General features: G+C 71.5%; 22 protein-coding genes and 5 tRNA genes. 14 read left to right on the forward strand and 13 right to left on the reverse strand.

Features of this window, described 5'->3' with window-relative positions; genetic code table 11:
* Positions 1–153 precede the first annotated feature (153 nt).
* The 12 genes from AC3ET4_RS09725 to AC3ET4_RS09780 form a co-directional block, all read right to left on the reverse strand.
* Positions 154–1,809 (reverse strand): WD40 repeat domain-containing protein, encoded by a 1,656-nt coding sequence (locus tag AC3ET4_RS09725; protein ID WP_431948075.1) that lies wholly within the window; start codon positions 1,807–1,809, stop codon positions 154–156.
* Positions 1,806–2,603 (reverse strand): nucleic acid/nucleotide deaminase domain-containing protein, encoded by a 798-nt coding sequence (locus tag AC3ET4_RS09730; protein ID WP_431948077.1) that lies wholly within the window; start codon positions 2,601–2,603, stop codon positions 1,806–1,808. The genes AC3ET4_RS09725 and AC3ET4_RS09730 overlap by 4 nt, the downstream gene beginning before the upstream one ends.
* On the reverse strand, positions 2,600–3,181 hold the full coding sequence (locus tag AC3ET4_RS09735; RefSeq protein WP_431948079.1) for an SUKH-4 family immunity protein: 582 nt from the start codon (positions 3,179–3,181) through the stop codon (positions 2,600–2,602). The genes AC3ET4_RS09730 and AC3ET4_RS09735 overlap by 4 nt, the downstream gene beginning before the upstream one ends.
* A 35-nt stretch (positions 3,182–3,216) precedes the next feature.
* A complete protein-coding gene (locus AC3ET4_RS09740) occupies positions 3,217–4,977 on the reverse strand; it encodes a WXG100-like domain-containing protein (RefSeq protein WP_488175923.1) in 1,761 nt (586 codons plus the stop codon).
* 161 nt (positions 4,978–5,138) lie between these two features.
* Positions 5,139–5,717: a GTP-binding protein gene (locus AC3ET4_RS09745; RefSeq protein WP_431948083.1), complete on the reverse strand. Its 579-nt coding sequence runs from the start codon at positions 5,715–5,717 to the stop codon at positions 5,139–5,141.
* Entirely contained in the window at positions 5,698–6,264 is a 567-nt protein-coding gene (locus AC3ET4_RS09750) for a DUF742 domain-containing protein (RefSeq protein WP_431948085.1), read from the reverse strand. Before AC3ET4_RS09750 ends, AC3ET4_RS09745 begins: the two co-directional genes overlap by 20 nt.
* Positions 6,265–6,335: 71 nt before the next feature.
* The gene (locus AC3ET4_RS09755; protein ID WP_018562059.1) at positions 6,336–6,749 is read right to left on the reverse strand and encodes a roadblock/LC7 domain-containing protein; all 414 of its coding nucleotides are present in this window, start codon (positions 6,747–6,749) and stop codon (positions 6,336–6,338) included.
* 9 nt (positions 6,750–6,758) lie between these two features.
* Entirely contained in the window at positions 6,759–9,899 is a 3,141-nt protein-coding gene (locus AC3ET4_RS09760; protein ID WP_431948225.1) for a sensor histidine kinase, read from the reverse strand.
* Between the two features lie 464 nt (positions 9,900–10,363).
* Positions 10,364–10,972 (reverse strand): GTP-binding protein, encoded by a 609-nt coding sequence (locus AC3ET4_RS09765; protein WP_431948087.1) that lies wholly within the window; start codon positions 10,970–10,972, stop codon positions 10,364–10,366.
* Positions 10,953–11,360, reverse strand: coding sequence for a DUF742 domain-containing protein (locus AC3ET4_RS09770; protein WP_431948089.1), 408 nt, complete (start codon positions 11,358–11,360; stop codon positions 10,953–10,955). The genes AC3ET4_RS09765 and AC3ET4_RS09770 overlap by 20 nt, the downstream gene beginning before the upstream one ends.
* 73 nt (positions 11,361–11,433) lie before the next feature.
* Complete coding sequence (locus AC3ET4_RS09775; RefSeq protein WP_431948227.1) at positions 11,434–11,847, reverse strand: roadblock/LC7 domain-containing protein; 414 nt, start codon at positions 11,845–11,847, stop codon at positions 11,434–11,436.
* A 9-nt stretch (positions 11,848–11,856) separates the two neighbouring features.
* Positions 11,857–15,375, reverse strand: coding sequence for a sensor histidine kinase (locus tag AC3ET4_RS09780; protein ID WP_431948091.1), 3,519 nt, complete (start codon positions 15,373–15,375; stop codon positions 11,857–11,859).
* Positions 15,376–15,933: 558 nt separating this feature from the next.
* Here AC3ET4_RS09780 and AC3ET4_RS09785 point away from each other — a divergent pair.
* The 11 genes from AC3ET4_RS09785 (at position 15,934) to AC3ET4_RS09835 (ending at position 21,489) form a co-directional block, all read left to right on the forward strand.
* Complete coding sequence (locus tag AC3ET4_RS09785; protein ID WP_431948093.1) at positions 15,934–16,122, forward strand: hypothetical protein; 189 nt, start codon at positions 15,934–15,936, stop codon at positions 16,120–16,122.
* A 104-nt stretch (positions 16,123–16,226) separates the two neighbouring features.
* Positions 16,227–17,018, forward strand: coding sequence for a fumarylacetoacetate hydrolase family protein (locus AC3ET4_RS09790; RefSeq protein ID WP_431948095.1), 792 nt, complete (start codon positions 16,227–16,229; stop codon positions 17,016–17,018).
* Positions 17,011–18,495 carry a glutamate--tRNA ligase gene (gene gltX / locus AC3ET4_RS09795; RefSeq protein WP_431948097.1) on the forward strand — a complete coding sequence of 495 codons (1,485 nt, stop codon included), beginning with the start codon at positions 17,011–17,013 and terminating at the stop codon, positions 18,493–18,495. Before AC3ET4_RS09790 ends, gltX begins: the two co-directional genes overlap by 8 nt.
* A gap of 65 nt (positions 18,496–18,560) precedes the next feature.
* Positions 18,561–19,520 (forward strand): pseudouridine synthase, encoded by a 960-nt coding sequence (locus AC3ET4_RS09800; protein ID WP_431948099.1) that lies wholly within the window; start codon positions 18,561–18,563, stop codon positions 19,518–19,520.
* Positions 19,521–19,529: 9 nt separating this feature from the next.
* A complete protein-coding gene (locus tag AC3ET4_RS09805; protein ID WP_431948101.1) occupies positions 19,530–20,249 on the forward strand; it encodes an HAD family hydrolase in 720 nt (239 codons plus the stop codon).
* 87 nt (positions 20,250–20,336) lie between these two features.
* Positions 20,337–20,408: transfer RNA gene (locus AC3ET4_RS09810), tRNA-Gln, on the forward strand.
* A 17-nt stretch (positions 20,409–20,425) separates the two neighbouring features.
* A tRNA-Glu gene (locus AC3ET4_RS09815) sits at positions 20,426–20,498 on the forward strand.
* A gap of 25 nt (positions 20,499–20,523) precedes the next feature.
* Positions 20,524–20,596, forward strand: a tRNA-Glu gene (locus AC3ET4_RS09820).
* Positions 20,597–20,608: 12 nt separating this feature from the next.
* A tRNA-Gln gene (locus tag AC3ET4_RS09825) sits at positions 20,609–20,680 on the forward strand.
* A gap of 18 nt (positions 20,681–20,698) precedes the next feature.
* Positions 20,699–20,771, forward strand: a tRNA-Glu gene (locus tag AC3ET4_RS09830).
* A 211-nt stretch (positions 20,772–20,982) separates the two neighbouring features.
* Complete coding sequence (locus AC3ET4_RS09835) at positions 20,983–21,489, forward strand: DUF4188 domain-containing protein (RefSeq protein WP_431948103.1); 507 nt, start codon at positions 20,983–20,985, stop codon at positions 21,487–21,489.
* Positions 21,490–21,505: 16 nt separating this feature from the next.
* Here AC3ET4_RS09835 and ndgR read toward each other — a convergent pair whose 3' ends face one another.
* Entirely contained in the window at positions 21,506–22,222 is a 717-nt protein-coding gene (gene ndgR, locus AC3ET4_RS09840; protein WP_431948105.1) for an IclR family transcriptional regulator NdgR, read from the reverse strand.
* Positions 22,223–22,382: 160 nt separating this feature from the next.
* Here ndgR and leuC point away from each other — a divergent pair, with 160 nt between their 5' ends.
* The 3 genes from leuC to AC3ET4_RS09855 all read left to right on the forward strand — a co-directional run bounded on the left by leuC (position 22,383) and on the right by AC3ET4_RS09855 (position 24,767).
* A complete protein-coding gene (gene leuC / locus AC3ET4_RS09845; protein WP_431948107.1) occupies positions 22,383–23,804 on the forward strand; it encodes a 3-isopropylmalate dehydratase large subunit in 1,422 nt (473 codons plus the stop codon).
* 5 nt (positions 23,805–23,809) lie between these two features.
* The gene (gene leuD / locus AC3ET4_RS09850; RefSeq protein WP_431948109.1) at positions 23,810–24,400 is read left to right on the forward strand and encodes a 3-isopropylmalate dehydratase small subunit; all 591 of its coding nucleotides are present in this window, start codon (positions 23,810–23,812) and stop codon (positions 24,398–24,400) included.
* Positions 24,401–24,533: 133 nt separating this feature from the next.
* On the forward strand, positions 24,534–24,767 hold the full coding sequence (locus AC3ET4_RS09855; protein WP_431948111.1) for an SCO5555 family protein: 234 nt from the start codon (positions 24,534–24,536) through the stop codon (positions 24,765–24,767).
* The last annotated feature ends 84 nt before the right edge of the window (positions 24,768–24,851 follow it).

Raw genomic sequence — 24,851 nt, forward strand, 5'->3', positions numbered from 1 at the left:
CCCCCCCCCCCCCCCCCCCCCCCCCCCCCCCCCCCCCCCCCCCCCCCCCCCGCCGTGTGAAGGGGCGGCACCGTCGCGGCGCGAGTGACGGGCGTCGTGAGGCGCTGCCCCGCGGGGCGGTGGGGCCGTGGGGCGGGAGTGGGGACCGTGCCGTTACGACGCCTCCTGTCGCGTGCGCAGCGCGGCGATCCCCGCCGTTCCGGCGACGAACAGCGTGCCGTCGCCGGCGAGGGCGAGCGCCGCGGCGCGGTGCGGCGGAGTGAGAACCCGGCGCGTCGCCTCGAACAGGTTCCACAGGTGCAGTTCACCGTCGGACCAGGCCGCGGCGACCACGGGTCCCGCGGGGGTGTCGCAGGCCGCGAGAGCGGTGACCACCGCCTCCCGCCGGTCGACGGGTTCGGGCATCGGGTCTGTCCCCGTCTCCCACAGGCGCAGTCTTCCGTCGGCTCCGCCGCTCAGACAGAAGCTCAGGTCGTGCGCGGGCACGTCCAGGAGAGCCAGAGCCGTGACCGGGGCGGGATGCAGTGTGCGACCCGAGGCGCCCCGGTCGGGGGCGTCCACGTCCCACAGATGGACCCGGCCCCCCGCGTCGCCCACGACGACGTGGCGGCCGCATGCGGCGAGGGCGGTGGGCGTGGCGGCGGCCGGGTTGTGGACGTGGGCGATCCGGGAGAAGGCGACTGAGAGGTCACCCGCAGGGTGCAGGAAGTCGTTGCCGTCCAGGAGGAGCATGCTCCCCTCACGCATGACCGCGGCGACCGGCCGCACGGCGGGATCGGCCGGGACGCCCCGGCGGACGCCGCCGGTCGCAGGGTCGAGGAGCCGCAGCCGGCCCACCGGGTCGGCGGTGAGCAACGCGTCGGCGCCCAGGGCCAACGCGGTGACCGGATCGGGTGATGCCCACCGCGCGGTCCAGGAGTGCTCGCGGGCCAGGGGCGCGAGGTAGGCGGCGAGCTTCGGGTCGCCGGCGAGCGCGGCCGCGTGCAGGACGGCGGCCCGTTCGGGGCCGGTGAGGCCCAGGCTGGTGAGGGCGGGAGCGGCGCGGCGCCACACGGCCCGCAGCCCCGGCGGGGCGGGGGTGCGGGGGTCCGCCAGCGCGGCCGTGATCGCGGGAGCGGAACCGTGGACGAGGAAGCCCGGGTCACTGGTGAGCCGGCCGGCGGTGCCCGTTGCCAGGGCGAGGGCGAGAGCCCGGGCACGCACCGCCTCCGGTGCCCGTTCCCAGTCGGGGCTGCCGGCGGGCGCGGCCGGTAGCGAGGCCGCCGGCCAAGCCGACCCCTCGCCGTCCCTCGCCGGTTCCGTCGCGGAGAGGGCGCCTGGGAGCGCCACCTCCCGGAACGGCGCGGGCCAGCCGACGGCGCCGGAGTCCGCCGCTTCCACGATCAACCGTACGTGGGGGAGGCCCAGCAGCGGTGCGAGGAGCCCGCTGACGATCTCCGCGGGAGCCGTCCCGGGCGCCTGGTGCAGGTCGGGGACCGCGAGCAGGACCGGCCGCGCGTCGCGGGCCAGCCTGCGCAGGATGCCCGGTGCGTCGAGCGGGCCGTACCCGAGTTGGCGGCCCATCTCCCAGGCGAAGACCTCGGCCGTGAGCCCCGCGGCGGGAACCAGTGCGTGTACGCGCACCGCGGGATGCGGACCGGAGCCGGTGACGTACCAGGCCAGGACCCTGCTCTTGCCGGTGCCGCGCCCACCGGTGACCAGACAGAGCCGGGGGGCCTCCCCGTCGGACGCCCAGTCGAGCAGCGCGCGCCCGGACGGCAGCAGCGCGTCGTCGAGCAGCGGCCGGGCCGAGTCGCCGGGCGTGGTCACGACTCCGCCTTCCCGCTCAGCCGGCGCAGGCCCTCCGCCCGGGACTCCGCGTCCTCGCCGTACGGGAAGGTGTGGGTGAGCCGCGCGTCCGGGAAGACGTCGCCGAGCCACATCGAGCAGTAGTGCCCGGGCAGGAAACACGCCTCCAGATCGGTGTGGATGGCCGTCACCTGTTCCGGCTCGACCCCGGCCGCCCGCAGGGACGCCCACAGCCGCTCCTCCGGGTGAACGCAGATGCCGCTCGCCTGGGTGAAGATCTTCTTCTCCCCGCCCGCGTCCACGACCTCCATCGCCGCGAACCACCGCACGCTCGCGGTGTCCCGGATGTCGTCGAGCACCAGCGGCCACCAGTTCTCCCGGTCGGCGAACGCCGCTTCGTCCAGCGCGTGCAGCCGCTCCTCCAGCCGGCCGAAGGCCGTCCGGGCCTCGGCGGGGTCGTCCGTCCCGGCGATCGCCCCCAGGGCCAGATCCAGTTCGAGGAGGCCCTCAGCGAAGGCGGCGGCCGAGCCGCCGACGAACCGGGTCGGTTCGTCGTAGCCGAGCAGGACCGCCCGCACGGCGCCCTGCGCGTCCACGCACAGTTCGTAGCCCCTGTCGTCGCCCAGCCGGGTCCAGGTCTCCTGACCGTCCCCCCGGACCTCCGCGCCGACGGCGCGCGCGAATTCGCCCAGCGGGACGGGATCGGCGGTACCGGTGCGGAAGTACGGCCCGACCTGCAAGGGCAGGACGAGCTCTCCCAGCCGGCGCACGCCCTCGGGCCCGAACCGCCCGGAGGCCCTTTCGCCCGTGCTCACCACATGCCTCCCGCGATGTCCTCGATCACCGTGTGCCACAGACCCTCGGAGCGGGCGAAGGGCAGCGGGTCGGCCTCGGAGACCTCCCGGCGCACCTGTGCGGCCGCGCGTCGTACGGCCTCCAGATCCTGGTTCGCGCCGCCCTTGGTGGTGAACTCCGGTCGCCGGGTGGCGAGGACCTGCATCGCGTACGCCATGCCCGCCAGGTCGGTGTGCACGGGCTCGGCCTCGCCGATCTCACCGTGCAGCGCGAGGACACGGCCGGACCCGCCGTCCAGGGCGAGGGCGCTCCAGGCGGCCTCGCCCAGGAAGAACCAGTGGCGCACGGCGTCCGGGCCGAGCCCGAACGCGGCGAGTTCCTCCTCGCCGTACTCGTCGAGCAGGGGGGTGAGCCCGCTGCCGAGGTCGTCGACGACCTCGAACAGAGCGCCTGCGACGAGCGGCAGGCCGATGTCCGCCAGGAAGGTGCGCGTGGGGGTGTGGGAGAGCTCCGGTGCCTGTGCCTGCTCCGGCAGGCGCACCACGGCGTCGGCGCCGAAGGTCCGCACGAGCGTGTCGTGGGTGACGGTGGTGATCATGTCTCCTCTGAGCGGCCGTCGCGGCGGCGGTGACGTCAGCGCCGGTGTCGGCCGAGCCGGTTGGTGTAGTCGTTGAGGGCGTCGTTCCCGCGGGCCTGAGAAGCCTCTCGCTGCTGCTTCAGAGCCTCGGGCGTCGCACCCGTCGCGTTCTCACCGTATTCGAAGCTGTGCGACACCTGGACATCCTCCGGGAGATGGCGTTGGAGCCATTCGCCGCAGTAGTACGGGTACGTCCGGCAGGGCGCGCGCTCGGTGTAGGCCTCGGTCACCCCGCCGCCTGTCCCGCCGCGTATGAGGGGGATGCCCAGCACGCGCTCCGAGTGCCGTGAGTCGGTGCTGTGGCCGACCAGGATGAACTCGTTGTCACCGTCCTTGATCCGGAACGCCGCGTAGTTGCGGTTGCCGTAGTCCCCGAGAGCGTGCCGCGCCATCTGCGTGGCACGGGACAGATCGGTGCTCCCGGCCTCCACCGGCTCGGAGCGCTTGCGGGGTCCCTCCTTGCCGGGGGGAGTGCGGCCCAGCGGGACCGACTTCTTGCGGTGCCCGGGGAGAGGGTTGCCCCCGTCGATGAGCCTGCCGACCAGCGGGTCGTTCGCCGAGTCCGCCTTGGTCCGGGAGATGCCGGTCGGATCGTGGTCGTCGAAGCCGAGCCGGTGCACGGTGCCGTGCTCGTCCACCAGGTACACGGGCGTCTTGTCACCGAGGTTCTGCAGTTGCCCGGCCGAATGGGTCTTGTGCAGGCCGATGAGGTCGGCGGCGGTGCGCTCGTCGTTGTCCTTGTGGTTGCTGTGCATCTGGCGCACGCCGCGCCGCATGTCCCCCGTGATGTGCGACGTCGCGTTGTCCAGGCCGTTGTGCACACCCGTGATGACGGTCTCGATGAACTGTTCGGCGGCCTGCGTCAGTTCCCCGCCCCTGCCCTTCGTCCTCGAGTGGTGCCCCCGGGCGCGGGCAATCTTGTCGCGGCCCCGGGACCTCATCTCCTCGCCGTGGTCGCCGACGGAGGCGTCGAAGTCGTCGTAAGCGCTCTCGTCGTGGCGGATCCGGCTGCCGCCTCCGCCGCCTCCGCCGCCTCCGCCCCCAGCGCCCCCGCCCCCGGCGCTGGCCAGCACGAAGCCGCCGTCCTTGCCGCCGGTCACCTGGTGCTCGGCGTCCTCCACGCCCTGCTGGAAGCCGTCCTTGCCCGCGTCGGCCGCACGGCCGAGGTCCACGCCGTGCTGGACGCCCAGCGCGTTGGCGCCGAGCTGGATGGCCAGGTCGCCCGCCATGTTCCCCAGCGCCGCGTACACCGGGCCCGTCGCCAGGCCGATGACCTGGTCGACCGCCTGCTGGGCGGCCTCCTTGAAGAGGCGCTTGACGATGATCCGGGTCGCCTGCGTGGCGCCCGCCGCGCCGAGTTCGGACAGGCCCAGGGTGAAGGGCGCGGCGGCCTGGGCGGCGATGAGCTCGGTCGCCAGGATGCCGAGCTGGACCACCGCCCCGATCTTGGCGCCCTCGATCACCAGGGCCACCCCGTCGAGCGCGGTCGCACCGAGCCGGCCGGCGTCGGCGAGGTTGCCCAGGTGCGAACCGACCTTGCTCCAGTGCGCGTCGAAGGCATCGATGGCCGGGCCTTCGGTCGCCCCGAGCAGGCCGGCCACGGCCTCGTGCAGACCGCCGCCGCCGTGGTCCACGTCATCGGCGAACTCCCGCAGGGCCGTCGCCATCTCGCGGTAGTCGTCCTCGTCGACGTTCGGCCACATGATGCCGATCAGGTCGAGGAACCAGGCCAGTTCGTCCGGCAGGACCACGCCCATGAGCAACCCCCGTCGACTCCGGCGCACAGAAGCTCTTCTTCCGCCTCCCTTTTATCAAACGCCTTACGGGTAGGGGTGGTTGCATCTCGAAGACGAAGGAAGCGCGAAGGCCCCGCACATGCCGTGCGGGGCCTTTCGCGTCGTATGGGAAGCGGGAACCGCTACCGCAGGCGCGCCATCAGGGCGTGTTCGACGAGCGTGATGAGCGCGCTCTTCGCCTCGGCGCGGTGCCGGGCGTCCGTGGTGAGGATGGGCGCCTCGGGACCGATCTGGAGGGCCTCGCGGACCTCGTCGGGCGTGTACGGCTGGTGGCCGTCGAAGCCGTTGAGGGCGATGACGAAGGGCAGGCCGCTGTTCTCGAAGTAGTCGACCGCGGGGAAGCAGTCGGCCAGTCGGCGGGTGTCGACGAGGACGACGGCGCCGATGGCGCCGCGGACCAGGTCGTCCCACATGAACCAGAAGCGGTCCTGACCCGGCGTACCGAACAGGTAGAGGATCAGGTCCTCGTCCAACGTGATACGGCCGAAGTCCATGGCCACGGTCGTCGTGGTCTTGTCCGGCGCGTGCGTCAGATCGTCGATCCCCGCGGACGCGGAGGTCATCACGGCTTCGGTACGCAGCGGGTTGATCTCCGATACGGCACCGACGAACGTGGTCTTGCCCACGCCGAAGCCGCCCGCCACCACGATCTTCGCCGAGGTGGTTGAGCGAGCTGGACCGCTAGAGCTTGCGAAGTCCACTGAGCACCCTTTCGAGCAGTGTCACGTCTGGCTGTCCGCCCGAGGCACTGTCGCCACCGGGCTGGTGAATGGCGACGAGCCCGGCCTCCGCCAGGTCGGCGACGAGGATTCGGGCGACGCCGAGGGGGATGGAGAGGAGCGCGGAGATCTCCGCGACCGACTTGATCTCCCGGCAGAGAATGCAGATCCGCTGGTGCTCCGGCAACTGGCCCCGCAGCTGCACCGGATCGGCTGTCGTACTGACCAGCGCCTCGATGGCGAGTTGGTAGCGCGGCCGGGTTCGGCCACCGGTCATGGCATAGGGGCGTACCAGACCGGACGGCTGCCTGGCCGGCCCGGTCTGCGCTGTCCGAGGCGGTGGCGCCTGCGGAGGTTCGTACGGCTGGATCCTCGGCTGCCGGTGCGGTGGCATGGGCCTGGGACCGTGATTCCCGCCGCCATGGGAGGCGGGCGGTTCCGGGCTCGGCGCCGAGGGGAAGTCAAACCGCTGGAAGGGCGGCTGCTGTTGGTGATTGCCGTACTGATCTCCGCCTGAGGGCGTTGCCACGGTTCCTCCTCCAGCTGGGTAACGCGTCTGAAAACCCTACGGGTCCCCAGACGCGCCCGCAGGCCTGTCGGTCAGTTGAGCAGGCTGCCCTGCAACTCCGCACGCAGATCAGGAGTCAGCACGTTGCCCGCCCGGTCGACCAACAGGGCCATCTCGTAGCCCACGAGGCCGATGTCGCACTCCGGGTGCGCCAGTACGGCCAGCGAGGAGCCGTCCGAGACGGACATGATGAAGAGGAAGCCGCGCTCCATCTCCACGACGGTCTGGTTCACGTGGCCGCCCTCGAAGATGCGCGAGGCACCCGCGGTCAGCGAGGTCAGACCGGAGGCCACCGCGGCCAGCTGGTCCGCACGGTCCCGCGGGAATCCTTCGGACATAGCCAGCAGCAGGCCGTCGGCAGAGACCACAACCGTATGGGAGACCCCTGGGGTCTGGTCCACGAAACTGGTGATCAACCAGTTCAGGTTCTGTGCCGCCTGGCTCATCGGACTCAACTAACGCTCCTGGTGCTTGGGGCCGAAGCCCTGGCCGTTCGTGTCAGTTCCCGCAGTGCGTCCCTGCTGGACGCCGCGCCGGAGATTGCTCAGCCGGCCGCGGACGTCCTCGGGTGCACGGGAGACCATCGGTCCGCCCTGCGGAGTCTGTTGTGCGGTCCCCGGGACCAGGTTGGCCTTGGGGACCCGCCGGGGCAGGCCGGAGGGGGTGACTCCGCCCGCCTTGGGCTTGCGGGCCTGTTCGGCCCGCTGCCAGTTGTCGTCGTTCGTGGAGTGCCACTCGGTTTCCCCGTCCGACGCCGGCGCGGAGGACGCCGGCTGCGCCGGGAAGCCGTCCGCCGGCTGGGGCTCCGGCTGTGCCGCCGCCCCCGGGCCGGACTGCTGCCGCCCGCGCTCCCGACGCGGCAGGCCCGCGTCGGTCATCGAGGAGTGCAGCGGGCCGGCGGCCGGACCCGGTCGGTCGAAGCCTACGCGCTCCGCGGCCTCGAAGGGGGCGGCAGTGGCGGAATCGGCCCCTCCCGGGGCGGGGAAGGTCTGCGGCCCGGGAGGCTGCGGCACGTCGTCGGCCGACGTCGTCCAGTGCTCCTGGGCATGGCCGTTCTGCTGCTGCCAGTCGCCCTGGGCGTAGCCGTTCTGCGGGGGGTACCCCAGCGCGGCGTAGGCGCCGTCACTGTGGACCTGCTCCTGGAAGCCGGGCCGGGTGCCGTAGCCCTGCTGCTCCTGGTACGGCTGGGCCTGCGGCTCCTGGTAACCCGGTCCGCCGTAGCCCTGCGCGGGGAAGCCTTCGCCCTGCGATCCGTCGCCCTGGAAGGTTCCGTCCCCCTGGAAGGATCCGTCCCCCTGGGAGGGGGTCTCCTGGAACGCCCCCTCGGCGCCCGGCTCCTGGTAGCCGTCCTGGAATCCCTGCTCGCGCGCTTCCCCCTCGAAGGCCGGGTGCTCCGCGGGGCGGTCGCCGGCCGCAGCCTCGAGTTGGGCGCGGCGCTGGTCACGACCGAGTGAGCGGCTGACGGGGTCGAGCGCGCGGGTGTCCTGCGGGGCCTGGGCCCGCTCGTAGCGCGAGTCGTCGAAACCGAGCTCCGCGGCGGTCGGCCCGTAGGCGGCCTCCTGCGGGGCCTCGAGCTCCGGCACGATACGGGAGACCGTGAAGTCGTTCTCCAGCGGCAGCTCCTCGCCGCCGCCTCCGTGGGTGATCGGTTCGGGAAGCATGACCAGCGAGGTCGTGCCGGCCTGCTCACCGGACGGGCGGAGCTGGACGCGGATGCCGTGCCGGTCGGCGAGGCGGCCGACCACGAACAGGCCCATGCGCTTGGAGACCGACGCGTCGACGATCGGCGGGTCGGCCAGCTTGTGGTTGATGTCCGCGAAGTCCTCGGCGGTGAGGCCGATGCCCTTGTCGTGGATCTCGACCATGACGCGGCCGTCGGGCAGCCGGGTGGCGGTGACCCGCACCCTGGTCTGCGGCGAGGAGAACGTGGTGGCGTTCTCCAGCAGCTCCGCCAGCAGGTGCACGAGGTCGGTCACGGCGGTGCCGTGGATCTCGCTCTCCGGGATGCCGACGAGCTCGATGCGCTCGTACGCCTCCACCTCGGAGGCGGCCGCGCGGAGCACGTCGACCAGCGGGACCGGCTGGTTCCAGCGGCGGCCGGGCTCCTCGCCCGCGAGGACGAGGAGGTTCTCGCCGTTGCGCCGCATACGGGTCGCCAGGTGGTCCAGCTGGAAGAGGTTCTGCAGCTGCTCCGGGTCCGCCTCGTTGTTCTCCAGGTCCGTGATCAGCGTCAGCTGGCGCTGGATCAGGCCCTGGTTGCGCCGGGAGAGGTTGGTGAAGATCGCGTTGACGTTGCCGCGGAGCAGGGCCTGCTCCGCCGCGAGCCGCACGGCCTCACGGTGGATCTGGTCGAAGGCGCGGGCGACCTCGCCGATCTCGTCGTTGGAGGTGATCGGGATCGCCTGCACGCGGGTGTCGACCTTGCCCGGGTCGGTGCGCGAGAGCTGGTCGACCAGGCCCGGCAGCCGCTGTTCGGCGACCTCGAAGGCCGAGGTGCGCAGGCGGCGCATGCTGTTGCTCATGGAGCGGGCGACCATCGCGGCCACGATGAAGGCGATGATCAGCGAGATCAGCACGACGGCGGAGTTGACGACGGCGTCGGTACGGGCGCCGGCGGCGATGTCGCTCGAGTCGGTGTACGCCTGGTCGGCCAGGTGCTGCCCGACGTTCTTGTACGCCTCGAAGGCGAGGGTGCTGGCGCCGAACCAGCTCTCCGGGGTCACGCCCTGGGCCTTGAGCTCCGCGGGGCTCTTGCCGGAGGCGATCTGCTTGATCATCTCCTCGAGGGCCGGCGGGGCCTTGAACGGCCGGTCGGCCCGCTTGGCCGCCTCGGCGGCCTGGGTGAGCTGCTCCTTGCCCTTCTGCTGGGCCGCCGCCAGCTCGTCCTGCAGCCGCTGGTGGTCCGCGGGGCTGCCACCGCCGCGGTACTCCTCGAGGGCGACCTGCTGGAGGTAGGCGTACGAGGTGAAGGCGGTGAGCTGGAGCTGCAGCTCACCGGGCGCCAGCTTGCTGCGGTCCTCGACCAGCAGGTGGGTGCCGATGGAGCGGGTCAGCGACTCGGCCGCCTTGGCCAGTTCCAGCGCGTAGAGCGTACGGCCGTAGGAGGCGACGCGGTTGGTGCCGAAGCCCAGCTCGTTCGTGAGCTCCATCAGCGGGTGCTGGACCTCGACGTACTTCTCCTCGGTCTGCACGCCGGGGAGCTGCCGGGTGAAGGCCGTCTCGCGCAGCTTCGACAAAATCTTCTCGCCCGCGCGGATGGTCGCCACGCGGCGCTGCAGCCGGTCGTTCACGGGCAGCTCGGCGACGGCCGCGTCGAACTTCGCGGCGGCCCGGTCGGTGGCGGCACGGGTGGCGACGACGTTCTTGTCCTCGGCGTCACCGGCCAGCAGGGGAACCACGCTGAGGTCGCGTTCATTGAGGACGGCGTTGGCGTAGTCCACGGCGGCGCGCACGGCGTCGGCGGTCCGCACCGCGTCGTCCGCCTGCTGCCATGTCTGGACGGAGCTCTGTACCCGGAAGCCGCCGAAGACCAGGGCGACCAGCACCGGTATGAGGAGGATGACGTTCAGGCGGGTGCCCACCCGCCAGTTGCGCATGGCGAAGCGGTTGCCCGTACTCGCCACCGGCGTCGGGGCGGTGGCGACCTCGGGAGCAGTGTCCTGCGTGTTGCCGTGTCGCGCGGGCGGCGTGAAATTGCCACGCGGATGGTCCGCGGGATCCGGCTCTGCTCGCCTCGTGTTCCTCACTCGACCAACAACCTCTCGGCGACGGCGCCGCGGCGGCACCGTTCCTACTCTCGGGTTTCGACAGATTCCAGCACGTCATGGGGGTGCTCCACAAACGTCCGGAGAGGACTGCGACCCCATGATCACGCGCCGCGTAAAACGGGCATAAGTGTAAAGCGATGGCAATTCACCGGTAAGTTGAGCGCGCAGTGAAGCCGAATGGGCGCGGGCGGTGTTCGGGTTGTTCTGATTCGCGGTCGAAACGTTATGAACAAAAGGACCGGCCATGTCGGAAGACACGGCCGGCCCCTACGCGAAGTGCCGAGCGGGAATGCCTACTTGAGACGAGCCAGCAGCGCGTGTTCGACGAGCGTGATGAGCGCGCTCTTCGCCTCGGCGCGGTGCCGGGCGTCCGTGGTGAGGATGGGCGCCTCGGGACCGATCTGGAGGGCCTCGCGGACCTCGTCGGGCGTGTACGGCTGGTGGCCGTCGAAGCCGTTGAGGGCGATGACGAAGGGCAGGCCGCTGTTCTCGAAGTAGTCGACCGCGGGGAAGCAGTCGGCCAGTCGGCGGGTGTCGACGAGGACGACGGCGCCGATGGCGCCGCGGACCAGGTCGTCCCACATGAACCAGAAGCGGTCCTGACCCGGCGTACCGAACAGGTAGAGGATCAGGTCGTCATCGAGCGTGATACGGCCGAAGTCCATGGCCACGGTGGTCGTGGTCTTGTCGGCCACGTGCGTCAGATCGTCCACACCCGCGGACGCCGAAGTCATCACGGCCTCCGTGCGGAGCGGGTTGATCTCCGAGACCGCTCCGACGAACGTGGTCTTGCCCACGCCGAAGCCACCCGCCACCACGATCTTCGCCGAGGTGGTGGACCGGGCCGCGGGCGGCGCACCGTACGCCGCCTGCTGCCCCGGCCTAGAGCTTGCGAAGTCCACTGAGCACCCTTTCGAGCAGTGTCACATCAGGCTGTCCGCCGGCCTCGCCGCTGCTCGGCTGGTGGATGGCGACCATACCGGCCTCGGCCAGGTCGGCCACCAGGATCCGGGCCACTCCCAGCGGGATCCCCAGCAGCGCCGAGATCTCGGCGACCGACTTGATCTCCATGCACAGGTGGCAGATGCGCTGGTGTTCGGGGAGCAGTCCCTGGAAGGCGCCCGGGTCCGCGGTGGTGCTGACCAGGGCCTCGATGGCGAGCTGGTAGCGCGGCCGGGTCCGACCACCGGTCATGGCGTACGGCCGCACCAGCGGCTGGTCGCCCTCGCTCCCGTACGGCGCGTGGTGAGACGCGCCGTACGGGCCGGGCGAGGCGGGCGGCGGGGTCATGAATCCTCCGGGTAAGAGCGGACGCGTGTCGCGAGTAGTCATGGGGCGTGCATTCGGCCGGGCTCCGCGGAGCTCAGCCCATCAGGCTGCCTTGGAGTTCTGCGCGCAGGTCGGGCGTGAGCACGGCACCCGCTCGGTCGACGAGCAGGGCCATCTCGTAGCCCACGAGGCCGATGTCGCACTCCGGGTGCGCCAGCACGGCCAGCGCGGACCCGTCGGAGATCGTCATCAGGAGGAGGAAGCCGCGCTCCATCTCCACGACGGTCTGGTTCACGTGGCCGCCCTCGAAGATGCGGGACGCGCCCGCGGTCAGCGAGGTCAGACCGGAGGCAACGGCTGCCAGCTGGTCGGCACGGTCCCGGGGGAACCCCTCGGACATGGCCAGCAGCAGGCCGTCGGCGGACACGACAACGGTGTGGGACACCCCGGGGGTGTTGTCCACGAAGTTGGTGATCAACCAGTTCAGATTCTGTGCCGCCTGGCTCATCTGACTCAACTAACGCTCCTGCTGGTGAGTGGTGCCAAAGCCGCGGCCGTCGGTCATTCCCGTACCGGCCTGACGGCCCTGCTGGATACCGCGACGGAGGTTGGTCAGGCGTCCGCGCACGTCGTCGGGGGCCCGGGAAACCTGCGGACCTCCCTGTGGGGCTTGCTGGGGAGCACCGGCTCCCGGGACGAGGTTGGCCTTGGGGACCCGCCGCGGCAGACCCGAAGGAGTGACCCCGCCGGCGGACGGCTCGCGAACCTGGCCGGCGCGCTCCCACACCTCGTCGTTCGGCGAGGACCGCCACGCCGCGGACTCGCGCCGCGGGGGCAGCGGCGGCTGCGCGGGCTGCGCCGACGGCGCGGGCTGCGCCGGCTGTGCGGGGTACTCGGCACGGGCCCGCTGCGGCTGCTGCGGGGCGGGGCGCTGCGGCGACCGGGTGGGCGCGGCGGCGCTCGGGACGTTGCCGTTGTTCTGCTGCGGGATGACCGGGGCGCCCTCGACGTGCACCTGCTGCATGCGCTCGGCACGGCCGGTACGGAACCAGTCCGACTCGAGCGAGTCGAAGATCGGGCTGGTCTCGTCGTTGCGCATCGGGGCCGGAGGCAGCGCCATCGGCTCGCTGGCGGCCGGCAGCGGCTGCCGCTCGCCCTGCGGGGCTGTGGGCCGCTGCCGCGGCGCGGCATCGGGTCCCTGGGCGTACGACCCGGAGTGCCGCGGGCCGGTCGGGGCCGCCGGAGCGGGCTGCCTCGGCTCCGGAGCCCGCGGGGCCTCCGCCGGCTGGGAGTACTGCGGGTACTGCGGGGCCTCCGCGGGCTGCGCGTACTGCGGTGCCTGCGGGTACTGCTGGGCCTGGGGGACATCCGCCGCCTGCGGGTACTGCTGCGCCGCGGGGCGCTGGAAGACGTCGCTGCGGGTGAACTGCTGCTGCGGCGCCTGGCCGCCGTGCTGCGGCATCTGCGGCGCGCCGTACGCCAGCGGGGTGGGCGGCATGGCGCCGAAGTCCGGGCGCTCGAACTGCGCCGTGGTCTCCAGCTCCTCGTGACCGCGCGGCATGTCGGCCTCGGGGCCGTGGGCGGCGCCCATCGGCTGCGGGGCCGCCGGGCGCTGCGGGGGAGCAGCCTGAGGCTGCTGCTGCTGCTGCGGCGGCTGCTGCGGGCGACCCTGGCCGCCGGAAGCCTGCTCGTTGGCCCAGCTCGGGCCCGAGTGCTGCGGGCCGGGGCCCGCGGGTGCGCCGGGGCCTGCCTGACGGCCGCCCTGCCGGCCCCCGCCGGGACCGGAGTTGAGCGCCGGACGCGCCGCGGCGCCGGGCACCTGGTTGCGCGGGCCGCCGCGGTGCATGCCGGCCAGGCCGGTACCGGCCCCGCCGCCCATGCCCGGTGCGGAACTGCCCGGAGCCGCGGCGGGGGCCCCGCCGGGCTGCTGGCCGCGGTTGCCCGCGCCGGGCTGCGGCTTGGCGCCGCCCTGGGTGACGTCCACCGGCAGCATGACCAGCGCGGTGGTGCCGCCCGAGTCGGACGGACGGAGCTGGATCCGGATGCCGTGGCGCAGGGACAGGCGGCCGACCACGAACAGACCCATGCGGCGGGAGACGGAGACGTCCACCGTCGGCGGGTTCGCGAGCCGCTCGTTGATGTCGGCGAGGTCCTCCGGGGAGAGGCCGATGCCGGTGTCGTGGATCTCGATCAGCACGCGGCCGTCGGGCAGCGCGTGGCCGGTGACCCGGACCTTGGTCTGCGGGGAGGAGAACGAGGTCGCGTTCTCCAGCAGCTCTGCGAGCAGGTGGACGAGGTCGTTGACGACGCGGCCGGTGACTTCGACCGCCGGTACCGATGTGAGCTCGATGCGCTCGTACTGCTCCACCTCGGATGCGGCGGCGCGCAGGACGTCGACCAGCGGAACCGGGCGGGTCCAGCGGCGGCCGGGCTCCTCGCCCGCGAGGACGAGGAGGTTTTCGCCGTTCCGGCGCATACGGGTCGCGAGGTGGTCGAGCTTGAAGAGGCTGGACAGCTGGTCCGGGTCGGCCTCGCGGGACTCCAGTTCGGAGATCAGGCTCAGCTGGCGCTGGATCAGGCCCTGGCTGCGGCGCGAGAGGTTGGTGAACATCGCGTTGACGTTCCCTCGCAGCAGCGCCTGCTCGGCGGCGAGACGGACGGCCTCGCTGTGGACCTCGTCGAACGCGCGGGCCACCTGCCCGATCTCGTCGCGGGTGTTGATACCGATCGACTCGACCGAGGTGTCGACGTCCTGCGGGTCGGACTCCGAGAGCTGCTTGACCAGTTCCGGCAGCCGCTTCTGGGCGACTTCCTGGGCGGTGTCCTGCAGCCGGCGCAGCGAGCGGACCATGGACCGGGCGACGACGAAGGCGCCGACGACCGAGATGCCGAGCACGAGGAGGATCAGCGCACCGCTGAGGATCGCTTCCTGCTGGGCCTCGTCACGCAGCGTCAGGGCCTTCTGCTGCATCTGCTGCAGCAGGGTCTGCTCGATCTGCCCCATGACCTGCAGCTTGGTCTTGGCGTCGTCATCCCAGTCCAGATAGGTGCCCTGGAAGTTCTGGATGCTCGACTCGGAGCCGATGATGCGGTCGGCCTGGTCGTCGAACTTGGTGACGATGTCGTTGCCGCCGGTGAGGCCCTTGAGGAGGTCCTTGGCGTTCGACCGGCCGTAGATCTGGGTGAACTGCTTGAGCTCCGTGCCCTCGGCGCGGTTGGCGCCCTGGAGGTAGCGGAAGTCGTTGGGGCTGAGGGTGCGGTCGTTGGCCAGGGCGGCGCTGACGACGGCGCGCTGGATGGAGTCGTACTCCTTGGCGGCCGAGAACGCCGCCAGCGCGCGGGTACTGGTGATCATCTCCGAGTTGCCGGTCGCCTCGGCCAGTTCCTGGGAGAGGTCGATCAGCGACTGGATGAGGTTGTTGTACTCGCTGACGGTCTGTGAGATGTAGCCGTCCTGGTCGTACGCGCGCTCCTGGATGCCGCTCAGGGTGCTGAGCTGCTGGTTGATCGTGCCGATCGAGGCGGCGACGCCCGTGAGGTCCGGCGAGACCTGGTTGGCGGCGTTGACAAAGGCCGTACGCGCCAGCTTGGTCTTCTGCTTGGCGTCGACGATGCCGTCGTCGCCCTCGTTACGGGACTTGCTGGACAGCGGGCCGGCCGAGACGTCCCGCTCCTCCTGGAGTGCGGCGGCCAGCTTGGTCGCCTGCTCCGTGAGGTCGGTCAGCGAGGTCATGGCGTCGAGCTGCTGCACGTTCTCCAGCGAGCTCTGGATGCGGAGCGCACCCAGTGTGGTCGCGGCGACCACCGGCAGCGCGAGCAGCGACACCAGACGGGTGCTGATGCGCCAGTTGCGCATGGCTATTCGGGAGCCGTGCTTCGGGCCGGTGCGCACACCGCTTCCCGGCGTGGTGTCGCTCTGCGCACCCGCGGTTCCGGCGTCTGCGGCTTCCTCCCGGCGGGCGGGTCCGGTATCGGCCCCACCGTGCTGCTCCGGGTCGCCCGCAGCGCCGCCATCCCTCTTGAAACGTCCCTGCACTAGCGTCGCAACCTCTGGACCAGGCGTCCCCCGCACGGGCGGCAGGACGGTGTCGAGTCTTCGGAGTCCCGCCTTCCCGGCGGATACCCATTGGCCGCCGCTCGGCGATCGCACGCTCCCCCCGCGCGCCGGTTTCTGTTGATACGGCGGTCCGGGGAATTTCAGCACAGTGCCGCACGTCCAACAAGGGCGGACAGGTTTTGAGGGGAACCCGTGACTCAACGCGTCCAGTGGATCACACGGCGTTCGCGCGCTTTTGTGAATCTTCGGGCAATCCGGGCTTTCCGGGGGCGAGTTCAAGCCTCGCGCTCGACGCCCGGCTGCTGCCGACCAAGGGTGAAGAGTCCGGATGAGCCGTGATGTCGGATTCCCCGTCATCGGCCAGCCGACCGATTCGCCCTGCTTGTCCCGTCGTTCGTGAGGAAAATCACAGGCCGTCAGTTGTATCGAGCATCCGGATCGGGGAATGGCCGCCGATAGATTGACGTTTGACACAAGCGTGCACTACGTCAACCGCGCCCGCCGGCGCCCGGGACACCACGAGGTTCTGACCGCCCCATGAAGACGACCATGATCATGCGACCCATAGCCAACCCGCGCCGCACCACCCTCGCGCACCTCACGGACGCCGAGGACACGCGGACCGCAGAGGTCGCCCCGGACGTCGAGGAAGCGGAAGCCGTCGTGCTGCCCCGGCAGACCGCCAACCCGCGCCGCACCATCCTGAAGGAACTGCCGACCGCCTGAGAGGCAGCGCGGCCTCCGAGGCGCGGCTCGGCGGCGGGTCCCGCTGGCCACCCCCGGGATAACCTGGAGCGTCAGTCTCCGGCCAGTGAGGTGAGCTGCTTCCCGTGCGCATCGCCAGGTTCTCCATCGACGGCAATGTCGCCTTCGGCGTCGTCGAGGGCGACGAGTCCGTCCCGGACGGACTCGTCCTCGACATCATCAAGGGCATCCCGTTCGCCGAGTACGAGCGCTCCGGCACGAAGGTGCCGCTGAGCAAGGTCCGGCTGCTGCCGCCCGTGCTCCCCAGCAAGGTCGTCGCGATCGGCCGGAACTACGCCGAGCACGCGGCCGAGCTGGGCAACGAGGTGCCGGAGGTCCCGGTCGCCTTCTTCAAGCCCTCCACGTCGGTGATCGGCCCCGGTGACCCGATCGTGTACCCCTCCTTCTCACAGGAGGTGCACTACGAGGCCGAGCTCGCCGTCGTCATCGGCCGGATGTGCCGCGAGGTCCCCCGCGACCGTGTGGCCGAGGTCATCCTCGGCTACACCTGCGCCAACGACGTCACCGCTCGGGACGCCCAGAAGGCGGAGAAGCAGTGGGCGCGCGCCAAGGGCTTCGACTCCTCGTGCCCCATCGGCCCCTGGATCGAGACGGACCTCGACCTCGCCACCGCCAACGACCTCGCCGTCACCGCGACGGTGGGCGGCGAACTGCGCCAGGCCGGCCGCACGAGCCAGATGATCCGCTCCATCGAGGACCTGATCGTCCACATCACCGAGGCCATGACGCTGCTCCCCGGCGACGTCGTCCTCACCGGCACCCCGGCGGGCGTCGGCCCGCTCCACGTCGGCGACGAGGTCGCCGTCACCATCGAAGGCATCGGCACTCTCACCAACAAGGTGATCAAGCGTGACTAGCGCAGCTCCCGTACGCGTACGTTTCTGCCCCTCGCCGACCGGCAACCCCCACGTGGGCCTGGTCCGAACCGCCCTGTTCAACTGGGCCTTCGCCCGCCACCACCAGGGCGCCCTGGTCTTCCGCATCGAGGACACCGACGCCGCGCGCGACTCGGAGGAGTCGTACGAGCAGCTGCTGGAGGCCATGCGCTGGCTCGGCATCGACTGGGACGAGGGTCCCGAGGTCGGCGGCCCGCACGCCCCGTACCGGCAGTCGCAGCGGATGGACGTCTACAAGGACGTCGCCGCGAAGCTGCTGGAGTCCGGCCACGCGTACCAGTGCTACTGCACCACCGAGGAGCTCGACGCGCGACGCGAGGCCGCCCGCGCCGCCGGCCGCCCCTCCGGCTACGACGGCCACTGCCGCGAACTGTCCGCCGAGCAGGTCGACGCCTACGAGCGCGAGGGCCGTGAGCCCATCGTCCGCTTCCGCATGCCCGACGAGACGATCACCTTCACCGACCTAATCCGCGGCGAGCTGACCTTCACCCCGGACAACGTGCCCGACTACGGCATCGTCCGGGCCAACGGCGCCCCGCTGTACACGCTGGTCAACCCGGTCGACGACGCGCTGATGGGCATCACGCACGTGCTGCGCGGCGAGGACCTGCTGTCCTCCACCCCGCGCCAGATCGCGCTCTACCGCGCGCTCGCCGAGATCGGCGTCGGCGGCGGCGCCACCCCCCTCTTCGGCCACCTGCCGTACGTCATGGGCGAGGGCAACAAGAAGCTCTCCAAGCGCGACCCGCAGTCCTCCCTCAACCTCTACCGGGAGCGCGGCTTCCTCCCCGAGGGCCTGCTGAACTACCTGTCGCTGCTCGGCTGGTCGCTCTCCGCCGACCGTGACGTCTTCACCATCGAGGAGATGGTGGCCGCTTTCGACATCGGCGCGGTCAACGCCAACCCGGCGCGCTTCGACCTCAAGAAGGCCGAGGCGATCAACGCCGACCACATCCGCATGCTCGACGTCAAGACGTTCGTGGAGGCCTGCGGCCCGTGGCTGAAGGCCCCGTACGCCCCCTGGGCGCCCGAGGCGTTCGACCAGGCCGCGTTCGAGGCGATCGCGCCGCACGCGCAGACCCGCCTGACCGTGCTCTCGGACATCACCGCCAACGTCGACTTCCTCTTCCTGGAGGAGCCGGTGGAGGACGAGGCGTCGTGGCAGAAGGCCATGAAGGACCCGGCCGCCGCCTCGGCACTGCTCACCACCGCCCGCGAGAACCTGGCGGCCGCCGACTGGAACGCCGAGGCGCTGAAGAACGCCGTCCTCGCCGCCGGGGAGACGCACGGCCTCAAGCTCGGCAAGGCCCAGGCGCCTCTCCGGGTCGCCGTCACCGGCCGCACCGTCGGGCTGCCGCTGTTCGAGTCCCTCGAAGTGCTCGGCCGCGAGCGCACCCTGGCCCGCGTCGACGCCGCCCTGGCGAAGCTGGCCGGCTGACCGCGGCGCCGATCCGCCCCGGACCCCGCCAGGAGCCCGGGGCGGCACGCTTCCCGCGCCACGTCATGCGCCGCCGGACCAGACCACCGAACCCCCCGCTGCCCCAGCGCCGCGGGGTCGACCCTGTGCGTGTGCGCCTGCCCGGCACCGGGAACTGGGCGACGGTCCGCGACCACCTGGTGGAGCGCCTCGGCGCGGCGGTGCCCGCGACGCACGTGGACGCCATGTTCGCGGCGGGGGAGGTGCACGGCGTCGACGGCCCGCTCGCACCCGACGCCGCCTACCGCCCGGGCGGCCACGTCTGGTTCCACCGGGAGCTGCCGGACGAGGTCCCGGTGCCCTTCGCCATCGAGGTGCTCCACCGGGACGACCGGTTGCTCGTCGTCGACAAGCCGCACTTCCTCGCCACCATGCCGCGCGGCGGGCACGTCGTGCAGACGGCGCTGAGCCGGCTGCGCCACGACCTGTCCCTGCCCGAGCTCAGCCCGGCCCACCGGCTCGACCGGCTGACGGCGGGTGTGGTGATGTTCGTGATCCGCCCCGAGCTGCGCGGCGCCTACCAGACGATCTTCCGCGACCGGCTGGTGGGCAAGGAGTACGAGGCCGTGGCCCGGTACGACCCCGACCTGGTGCTTCCCCGCACGGTGGAGAGCCGGATCGTGAAGGAACGCGGCGAGACGGCGGCCCGCGAGGTCCCCGGCGAGCCCAACGCCCGCAGTCATGTGGAGCTGCTCGAGCACCGTGACGGACTGGCCCGTTACCGCCTGCGCCCCGAGACGGGCCGCACCCACCAGCTGCGGGTGCACATGAACGCCCTGGGGGTCCCGATCCTCGGCGATCCCGTCTATCCGTACGTCCTCCCGCCTGCCGCGCCGGGCGACTTCTCCCGCCCGCTGCGGCTGCTCGCCCGGGTGCTGGAGTTCGACGACCCGGTGACGGGCGAACGGCGCCGTTTCGTCAGCCGCCGGACGCTGTTCACCGGCCCGCCGCCGGGACCCGGGCGCCCGCACGGAGCGCCGGGGTAGCGTCGGTGCATGCCGATCCGCGCCGTGCTCTGGGACATCGACGACACGCTCTTCGACTACTCGGGTGCCGAGCGGGCCGGAGCGCTGCGCCATCTCGAGGCCGAGGGACTGCTCGGTGCGTTCGGTGGGGAGGAGCGGGCGCTGCGGACGTGGCGCGAGGCGATGGAGACGCACTACGAACGCTTCGTCCGCGGGGAGCTGACCTTCACCGAGCAGCGCAGGGCGCGGGCCCGGGTCTTCCTGGGGCCGGACGCGCCCGGCGCCGTGGCCGACGCGTGGTTCGCGGCCTACTACGTGCGCTTCGAGGCCGCCTGGGCGGTCTTCCCCGACGTGGTGCCGGCGCTGAACGCCCTCACCCCCGGCTTCCGGCACGGCCTGCTGTCCAACTCCAGCGCCGCCCACCAGGAGCGCAAGCTCACCCGGCTGGGTCTGCGGGACCGCTTCGAATGCCTGGTGTGCTCCCGGGAACTGGGACACGCCAAGCCCGCCCCCCAGGCCTTCCTGGCAGCGTGCGAGGTGCTGGGGCTGCCCCCGCGGGAGGTGGCCTACGTGGGCGACAAGGCCGACACCGACGCGCGCGGAGCGGACGCGGCGGGGCTGTACGGAGTGTGGCTGGACCGTACGGGGTCGGTCCCCGCGCCGGACCTGCGGCGGATCACCGGTCTCGCGCAGCTGCCCGCGCTTCTGGCGGCGGATACTCGTTTTGGAGCCCCGTCACCGATCGGGTAATGTTCTTCCTGCGCCGCTCGGGCGGGCCGAAAGGCCGGCACGGGGCGCGAACCAAACGAAACCCCCCAGCCGGGGGTTGAGTTTTGGTGGGGTATGGTGTAATTGGCAGCACGACTGATTCTGGTTCAGTTAGTCTAGGTTCGAGTCCTGGTACCCCAGCGCAGATCTTCTGCAAAGCCCCCGTTGTGTAGCGGCCTAGCACGCTGCCCTCTCAAGGCAGTAGCGCCGGTTCGAATCCGGTCGGGGGTACTGGTCCCTTCCAGGGATCGCTAGGGCCCCCGTTGTGTAGCGGCCTAGCACGCCGCCCTCTCAAGGCGGTAGCGCCGGTTCGAATCCGGTCGGGGGTACTTGACACACCATGGGGTATGGTGTAATTGGCAGCACGAGTGATTCTGGTTCATTTAGTCTAGGTTCGAGTCCTGGTACCCCAGCGTATTTCCACGAGACTTGCCCCCGTTGTGTAGCGGCCTAGCACGCCGCCCTCTCAAGGCGGTAGCGCCGGTTCGAATCCGGTCGGGGGTACATCGGGGAGAGGCCCTCCGCTTCGGCGGGGGGCCTCTTCTTTTCTCCGACCTCTCCTGGTTCCCCCCGTCTCCGACCGCCGTTCCCCGGCTTCCCCTTCCGCCCGGCGCGCCCCCTACCCGTCACCGAACCGGCGCCGGGACTCCCCGGCCTCGGCGAGGCGGCGCAGGCTCAGCAGCACGGGCTTGCAGAGCACCGTGAGCGTCACGGCATGTCCGCTCCCGTGATTCGGGGCCGCAACACCGCCGCCGCCGAGGGCGTCGTCGTCTTCCTCACCGGTATGCGGATCAACCGCTTCCGGTCCGTGGGCGGCTGGTTCCCGGTGTTCCGGGCCATGCCGCGGATGCTGCGGGAGCTCTCGCGGGACGAGGGGAGCGGCTTTCTGGGGTACCGGCTGCTGTTCGGCGGGCCCCGGGTGATCTATGTCGTCCAGTACTGGAGGTCCACGGAGCAGCTCTTCGCCTACGCCTCCCGCGAGGACGGGCAGCACCGGCCCGCGTGGGCGGCGTTCAACCGCCGTGCGCGGACCGGCAAGGCAGGGGTCGGGCTCTGGCACGAGACGTACGCCGCGCCGGCGGGCGCCCATGAGTCCGTCTCCGTCGACATGCCCGCCTTCGGCCTGGGCGCCGCGACGGGGGTCGTCCCGGTGGGCCGCCGCGGCGAGACGGCGGCCCAGCGGCTCGCAGCCGGAGGGGAGTCGTCCGAGCCGTCCGCCTGACGGCGGTGGTGCGGGCTCAGCCGCTGCGGCGCAGCGCCTCGGACAGCCGGTTGGCGGCGTCCACGACGGCCTGTGCGTGCATGCGCCCGGGGTGGCGGGTCAGCCGCTCGATCGGGCCGGAGACGGACACCGCGGCCACCACTCGGTTGGACGGGCCGCGGACGGGGGCCGAGACGGAGGCGACGCCGGGTTCGCGCTCGCCGATCGACTGCGCCCAGCCGCGGCGCCGTACACCGGAGAGCGCGGTGGCGGTGAAGCGGGCCCCCTGCAGCCCGCGGTGGAGCCGCTCCGGTTCCTCCCAGGCGAGCAGCACCTGGGCGGCGGAGCCGGCCTTCATCGGCAGCGTGGAGCCGACCGGGACGGTGTCCCGCAGCCCGGACAGCCGCTCGGCGGCGGCCACGCAGATGCGCATGTCGCCCTGGCGGCGGTAGAGCTGGGCGCTCTCTCCGGTCATGTCGCGCAGATGTGTGAGCACCGGGCCGGCCGTGGCGAGCAGGCGGTCCTCGCCCGCCGCGGCGGCGAGTTCAGACAGCCGCGGACCGAGGATGAAGCGTCCCTGCATGTCGCGGGCCACCATCCGGTGGTGCTCGAGAGCGACGGCGAGACGGTGTGCGGTCGGGCGCGCGAGACCCGTGGCGCCCACGAGCCCGGCCAGGGTGGCCGGGCCGGACTCCAGTGCGCTGAGCACCAGAGCTGCCTTGTCGAGAACGCCGACGCCACTACTGTTGTCCATGCAACGATACTCGCGTCTCACTCTGTGAAACGCAAGTTCAATTTTCCGGTGGACGCGGCACGCTGGAACGCACAGGCCGCTGCGGCCACTCCCCACAAGGGCGCGGACACGCAGGGCAACGACGAACAGGCCGGCAGAGCGGCCGGTCGGAGGGAATGCGATGGCAAGGACACTCGCGGAAAAGGTCTGGGAGGATCACGTCGTACGGCGCGCCGAGGGCGAGCCCGACCTCCTCTTCATCGACCTGCACCTGCTCCACGAGGTCACCAGCCCGCAGGCCTTCGACGGCCTGCGGATGAACGGCCGACGGGTCCGCAGGCTGGACCTCACCATCGCGACCGAGGACCACAACACCCCCACCCTCGACATCGACAAGCCGATCGCCGACCCGGTCTCGCGCACACAGCTGGAGACGCTGCGCAAGAACTGCGCCGAGTTCGGGGTGCGGCTGCATCCGCTGGGCGACGTCGAGCAGGGTGTGGTGCACGTCGTGGGTCCGCAGCTGGGCCTGACCCAGCCGGGCATGACGGTCGTCTGCGGCGACAGCCACACCTCCACCCACGGCGCCTTCGGCGCGCTGGCGTTCGGCATCGGCACCAGCCAGGTCGAGCACGTGCTGGCCACCCAGACCCTGCCGCTGGCCCCGTTCAAGACCATGGCGATCACCGTCGACGGCGAACTGCCCGAAGGCGTCACCGCCAAGGACCTGATCCTGGCGATCATCGCCAGGATCGGCACCGGCGGCGGTCAGGGCTATGTCATCGAGTACCGCGGCTCGGCCATCGAGAAGCTGTCGATGGAGGCCCGGATGACCATCTGCAACATGTCGATCGAGGCGGGTGCCCGGGCCGGGATGATCGCCCCCGACCGCACCACCTTCGAGTACCTGCGGGGCCGTCCGCACGCCCCGCAGGGTGAGGACTGGGACGCCGCGGTCGCGTACTGGGAGACGCTGAGGACCGACGAGGACGCCGTCTTCGACCACGAGGTCGTCATCGACGCCGCCTCCCTGTCCCCGTTCGTCACCTGGGGCACCAACCCCGGCCAGGGAGCCCCGTTGAGCGCCTCCGTGCCGGACCCGGCCGAATTCGAGGACCCCAGCGACCGCCTGGCCGCCGAGAAGGCCCTGGAGTACATGGCCCTGGAGCCCGGCACACCGCTGCGCCAGGTGAAGGTCGACACCGTCTTCGTCGGCTCCTGCACCAACGGCCGCATCGAGGACCTGCGCTCCGCCGCCTCCGTCGTCAAGGGCCGCAAGGTCGCCGACGGCGTGCGGATGCTGGTCGTGCCCGGCTCGGTCCGGGTCGCGCTGCAGGCCGTGGAGGAGGGTCTGGACACGGTCTTCAAGGAGGCCGGTGCCGAGTGGCGCCACGCGGGCTGCTCGATGTGCCTGGGCATGAACCCCGACCAACTGGCCCCCGGTGAGCGCTCCGCGTCCACCTCCAACCGCAACTTCGAGGGACGGCAGGGCAAGGGCGGCCGTACCCACCTGGTGTCGCCGCAGGTCGCGGCCGCGACCGCGGTCACCGGCCACCTCTCGTCCCCCGCCGATCTGCCCGGCGCCGCCGCCCTGGAGGCCTGAGAACGATGGAAGCTTTCACCACGCACACCGGTCGCGCCGTGCCGCTGCGCCGCAGCAACGCCGACACGGACCAGATCATCCCGGCGCACTGGCTGAAGAAGGTCACCCGCAACGGCTTCGAGGACGGTCTGTTCGAGGCCTGGCGCAAGGACCCCGAGTTCGTCCTCAACCGGCCCGAGCGCCAGGGTGCGACCGTCCTGGTCGCCGGCCCCGACTTCGGCACCGGCTCCTCGCGCGAGCACGCGGTGTGGGCGCTGCAGAACTACGGTTTCAAGGCCGTCATCTCCTCCCGTTTCGCGGACATCTTCCGCGGCAACTCGTTGAAGAACGGCCTGCTCACCGTGATCCTGCCGCAGGAGACGGTCGAGAGGCTCTGGCAACTGACCGAGGCCGACCCGACGGCCGAGATCACCGTGGACCTCCAGACCCGCGAGGTCCGCGCCGAGGGGATCACCGCCCCCTTCGAGCTGGACGACAACGCCCGCTGGCGGCTGCTCAACGGCCTCGACGACATCAGCCTCACCCTGCAGTACGAGGCCGAGATCGCCGCCTACGAGGCCGAACGCCCCTCCTACAAGCCGCGCACCCTGGTCTGAGCGGTTCGGCCGCCCTCGCTGCCACCCGCCGCCCACCCCCGCAGCGCCCCCCGCCCCCACCCGGGCGGGGGGCGCTGCGGCGTGTTCGGGCCCACACCTCGTGACAACTCACCGCAGATGACACAATCGGCACATGGAACACGATGGCCAACTCGAGCTGTACGGGTTCCTCGCTGCCAGGTTGAAGCAGGCCCACACCCGGGTGGCGGGTCTGCAAGTGCCGGAGGACGTCAGGATGCAGTTGACCCGGCGGCTGCTCGTCATCACCGCGGCCGCGAAGCATGATCTCGCTGGTGCGGCAAGGCGTCTGGAGGAACTCATGAGGGACCTCGACGAAGGCCGATTCCCCGATCAAAGGCCTTCCTGAGCCCCGAGTTCGTTGCGGCACAAGGGTGATTCGCCCGTTTCGTATTTGATTTGCGGTATATATCCGCCTAGCGTGCGAAAAAGC

The organism is Actinacidiphila sp. bgisy167 (genome assembly GCF_057707665.1).

Bases quoted from the DNA above. Each gene is read 5' to 3' on its own strand.
- AC3ET4_RS09735 (WP_431948079.1), bottom strand. From the start codon at position 3,181: ATGATCACCACCGTCACCCACGACACGCTCGTGCGGACCTTCGGCGCC.
- AC3ET4_RS09740 (WP_488175923.1), bottom strand. From the start codon at position 4,977: ATGGGCGTGGTCCTGCCGGACGAACTGGCCTGGTTCCTCGACCTGATC.
- AC3ET4_RS09755 (WP_018562059.1), bottom strand. From the start codon at position 6,749: ATGAGCCAGGCGGCACAGAACCTGAACTGGTTGATCACCAGTTTCGTG.
- AC3ET4_RS09760 (WP_431948225.1), bottom strand. From the start codon at position 9,899: ATGCGCAACTGGCGGGTGGGCACCCGCCTGAACGTCATCCTCCTCATA.
- AC3ET4_RS09770 (WP_431948089.1), bottom strand. From the start codon at position 11,360: ATGACCCCGCCGCCCGCCTCGCCCGGCCCGTACGGCGCGTCTCACCAC.
- AC3ET4_RS09775 (WP_431948227.1), bottom strand. From the start codon at position 11,847: ATGAGCCAGGCGGCACAGAATCTGAACTGGTTGATCACCAACTTCGTG.
- AC3ET4_RS09785 (WP_431948093.1), top strand. From the start codon at position 15,934: ATGAAGACGACCATGATCATGCGACCCATAGCCAACCCGCGCCGCACC.
- AC3ET4_RS09800 (WP_431948099.1), top strand. From the start codon at position 18,561: ATGCGCCGCCGGACCAGACCACCGAACCCCCCGCTGCCCCAGCGCCGC.
- AC3ET4_RS09805 (WP_431948101.1), top strand. From the start codon at position 19,530: ATGCCGATCCGCGCCGTGCTCTGGGACATCGACGACACGCTCTTCGAC.
- AC3ET4_RS09835 (WP_431948103.1), top strand. From the start codon at position 20,983: ATGTCCGCTCCCGTGATTCGGGGCCGCAACACCGCCGCCGCCGAGGGC.
- ndgR (WP_431948105.1), bottom strand. From the start codon at position 22,222: ATGGACAACAGTAGTGGCGTCGGCGTTCTCGACAAGGCAGCTCTGGTG.
- leuC (WP_431948107.1), top strand. From the start codon at position 22,383: ATGGCAAGGACACTCGCGGAAAAGGTCTGGGAGGATCACGTCGTACGG.
- leuD (WP_431948109.1), top strand. From the start codon at position 23,810: ATGGAAGCTTTCACCACGCACACCGGTCGCGCCGTGCCGCTGCGCCGC.
- AC3ET4_RS09855 (WP_431948111.1), top strand. From the start codon at position 24,534: ATGGAACACGATGGCCAACTCGAGCTGTACGGGTTCCTCGCTGCCAGG.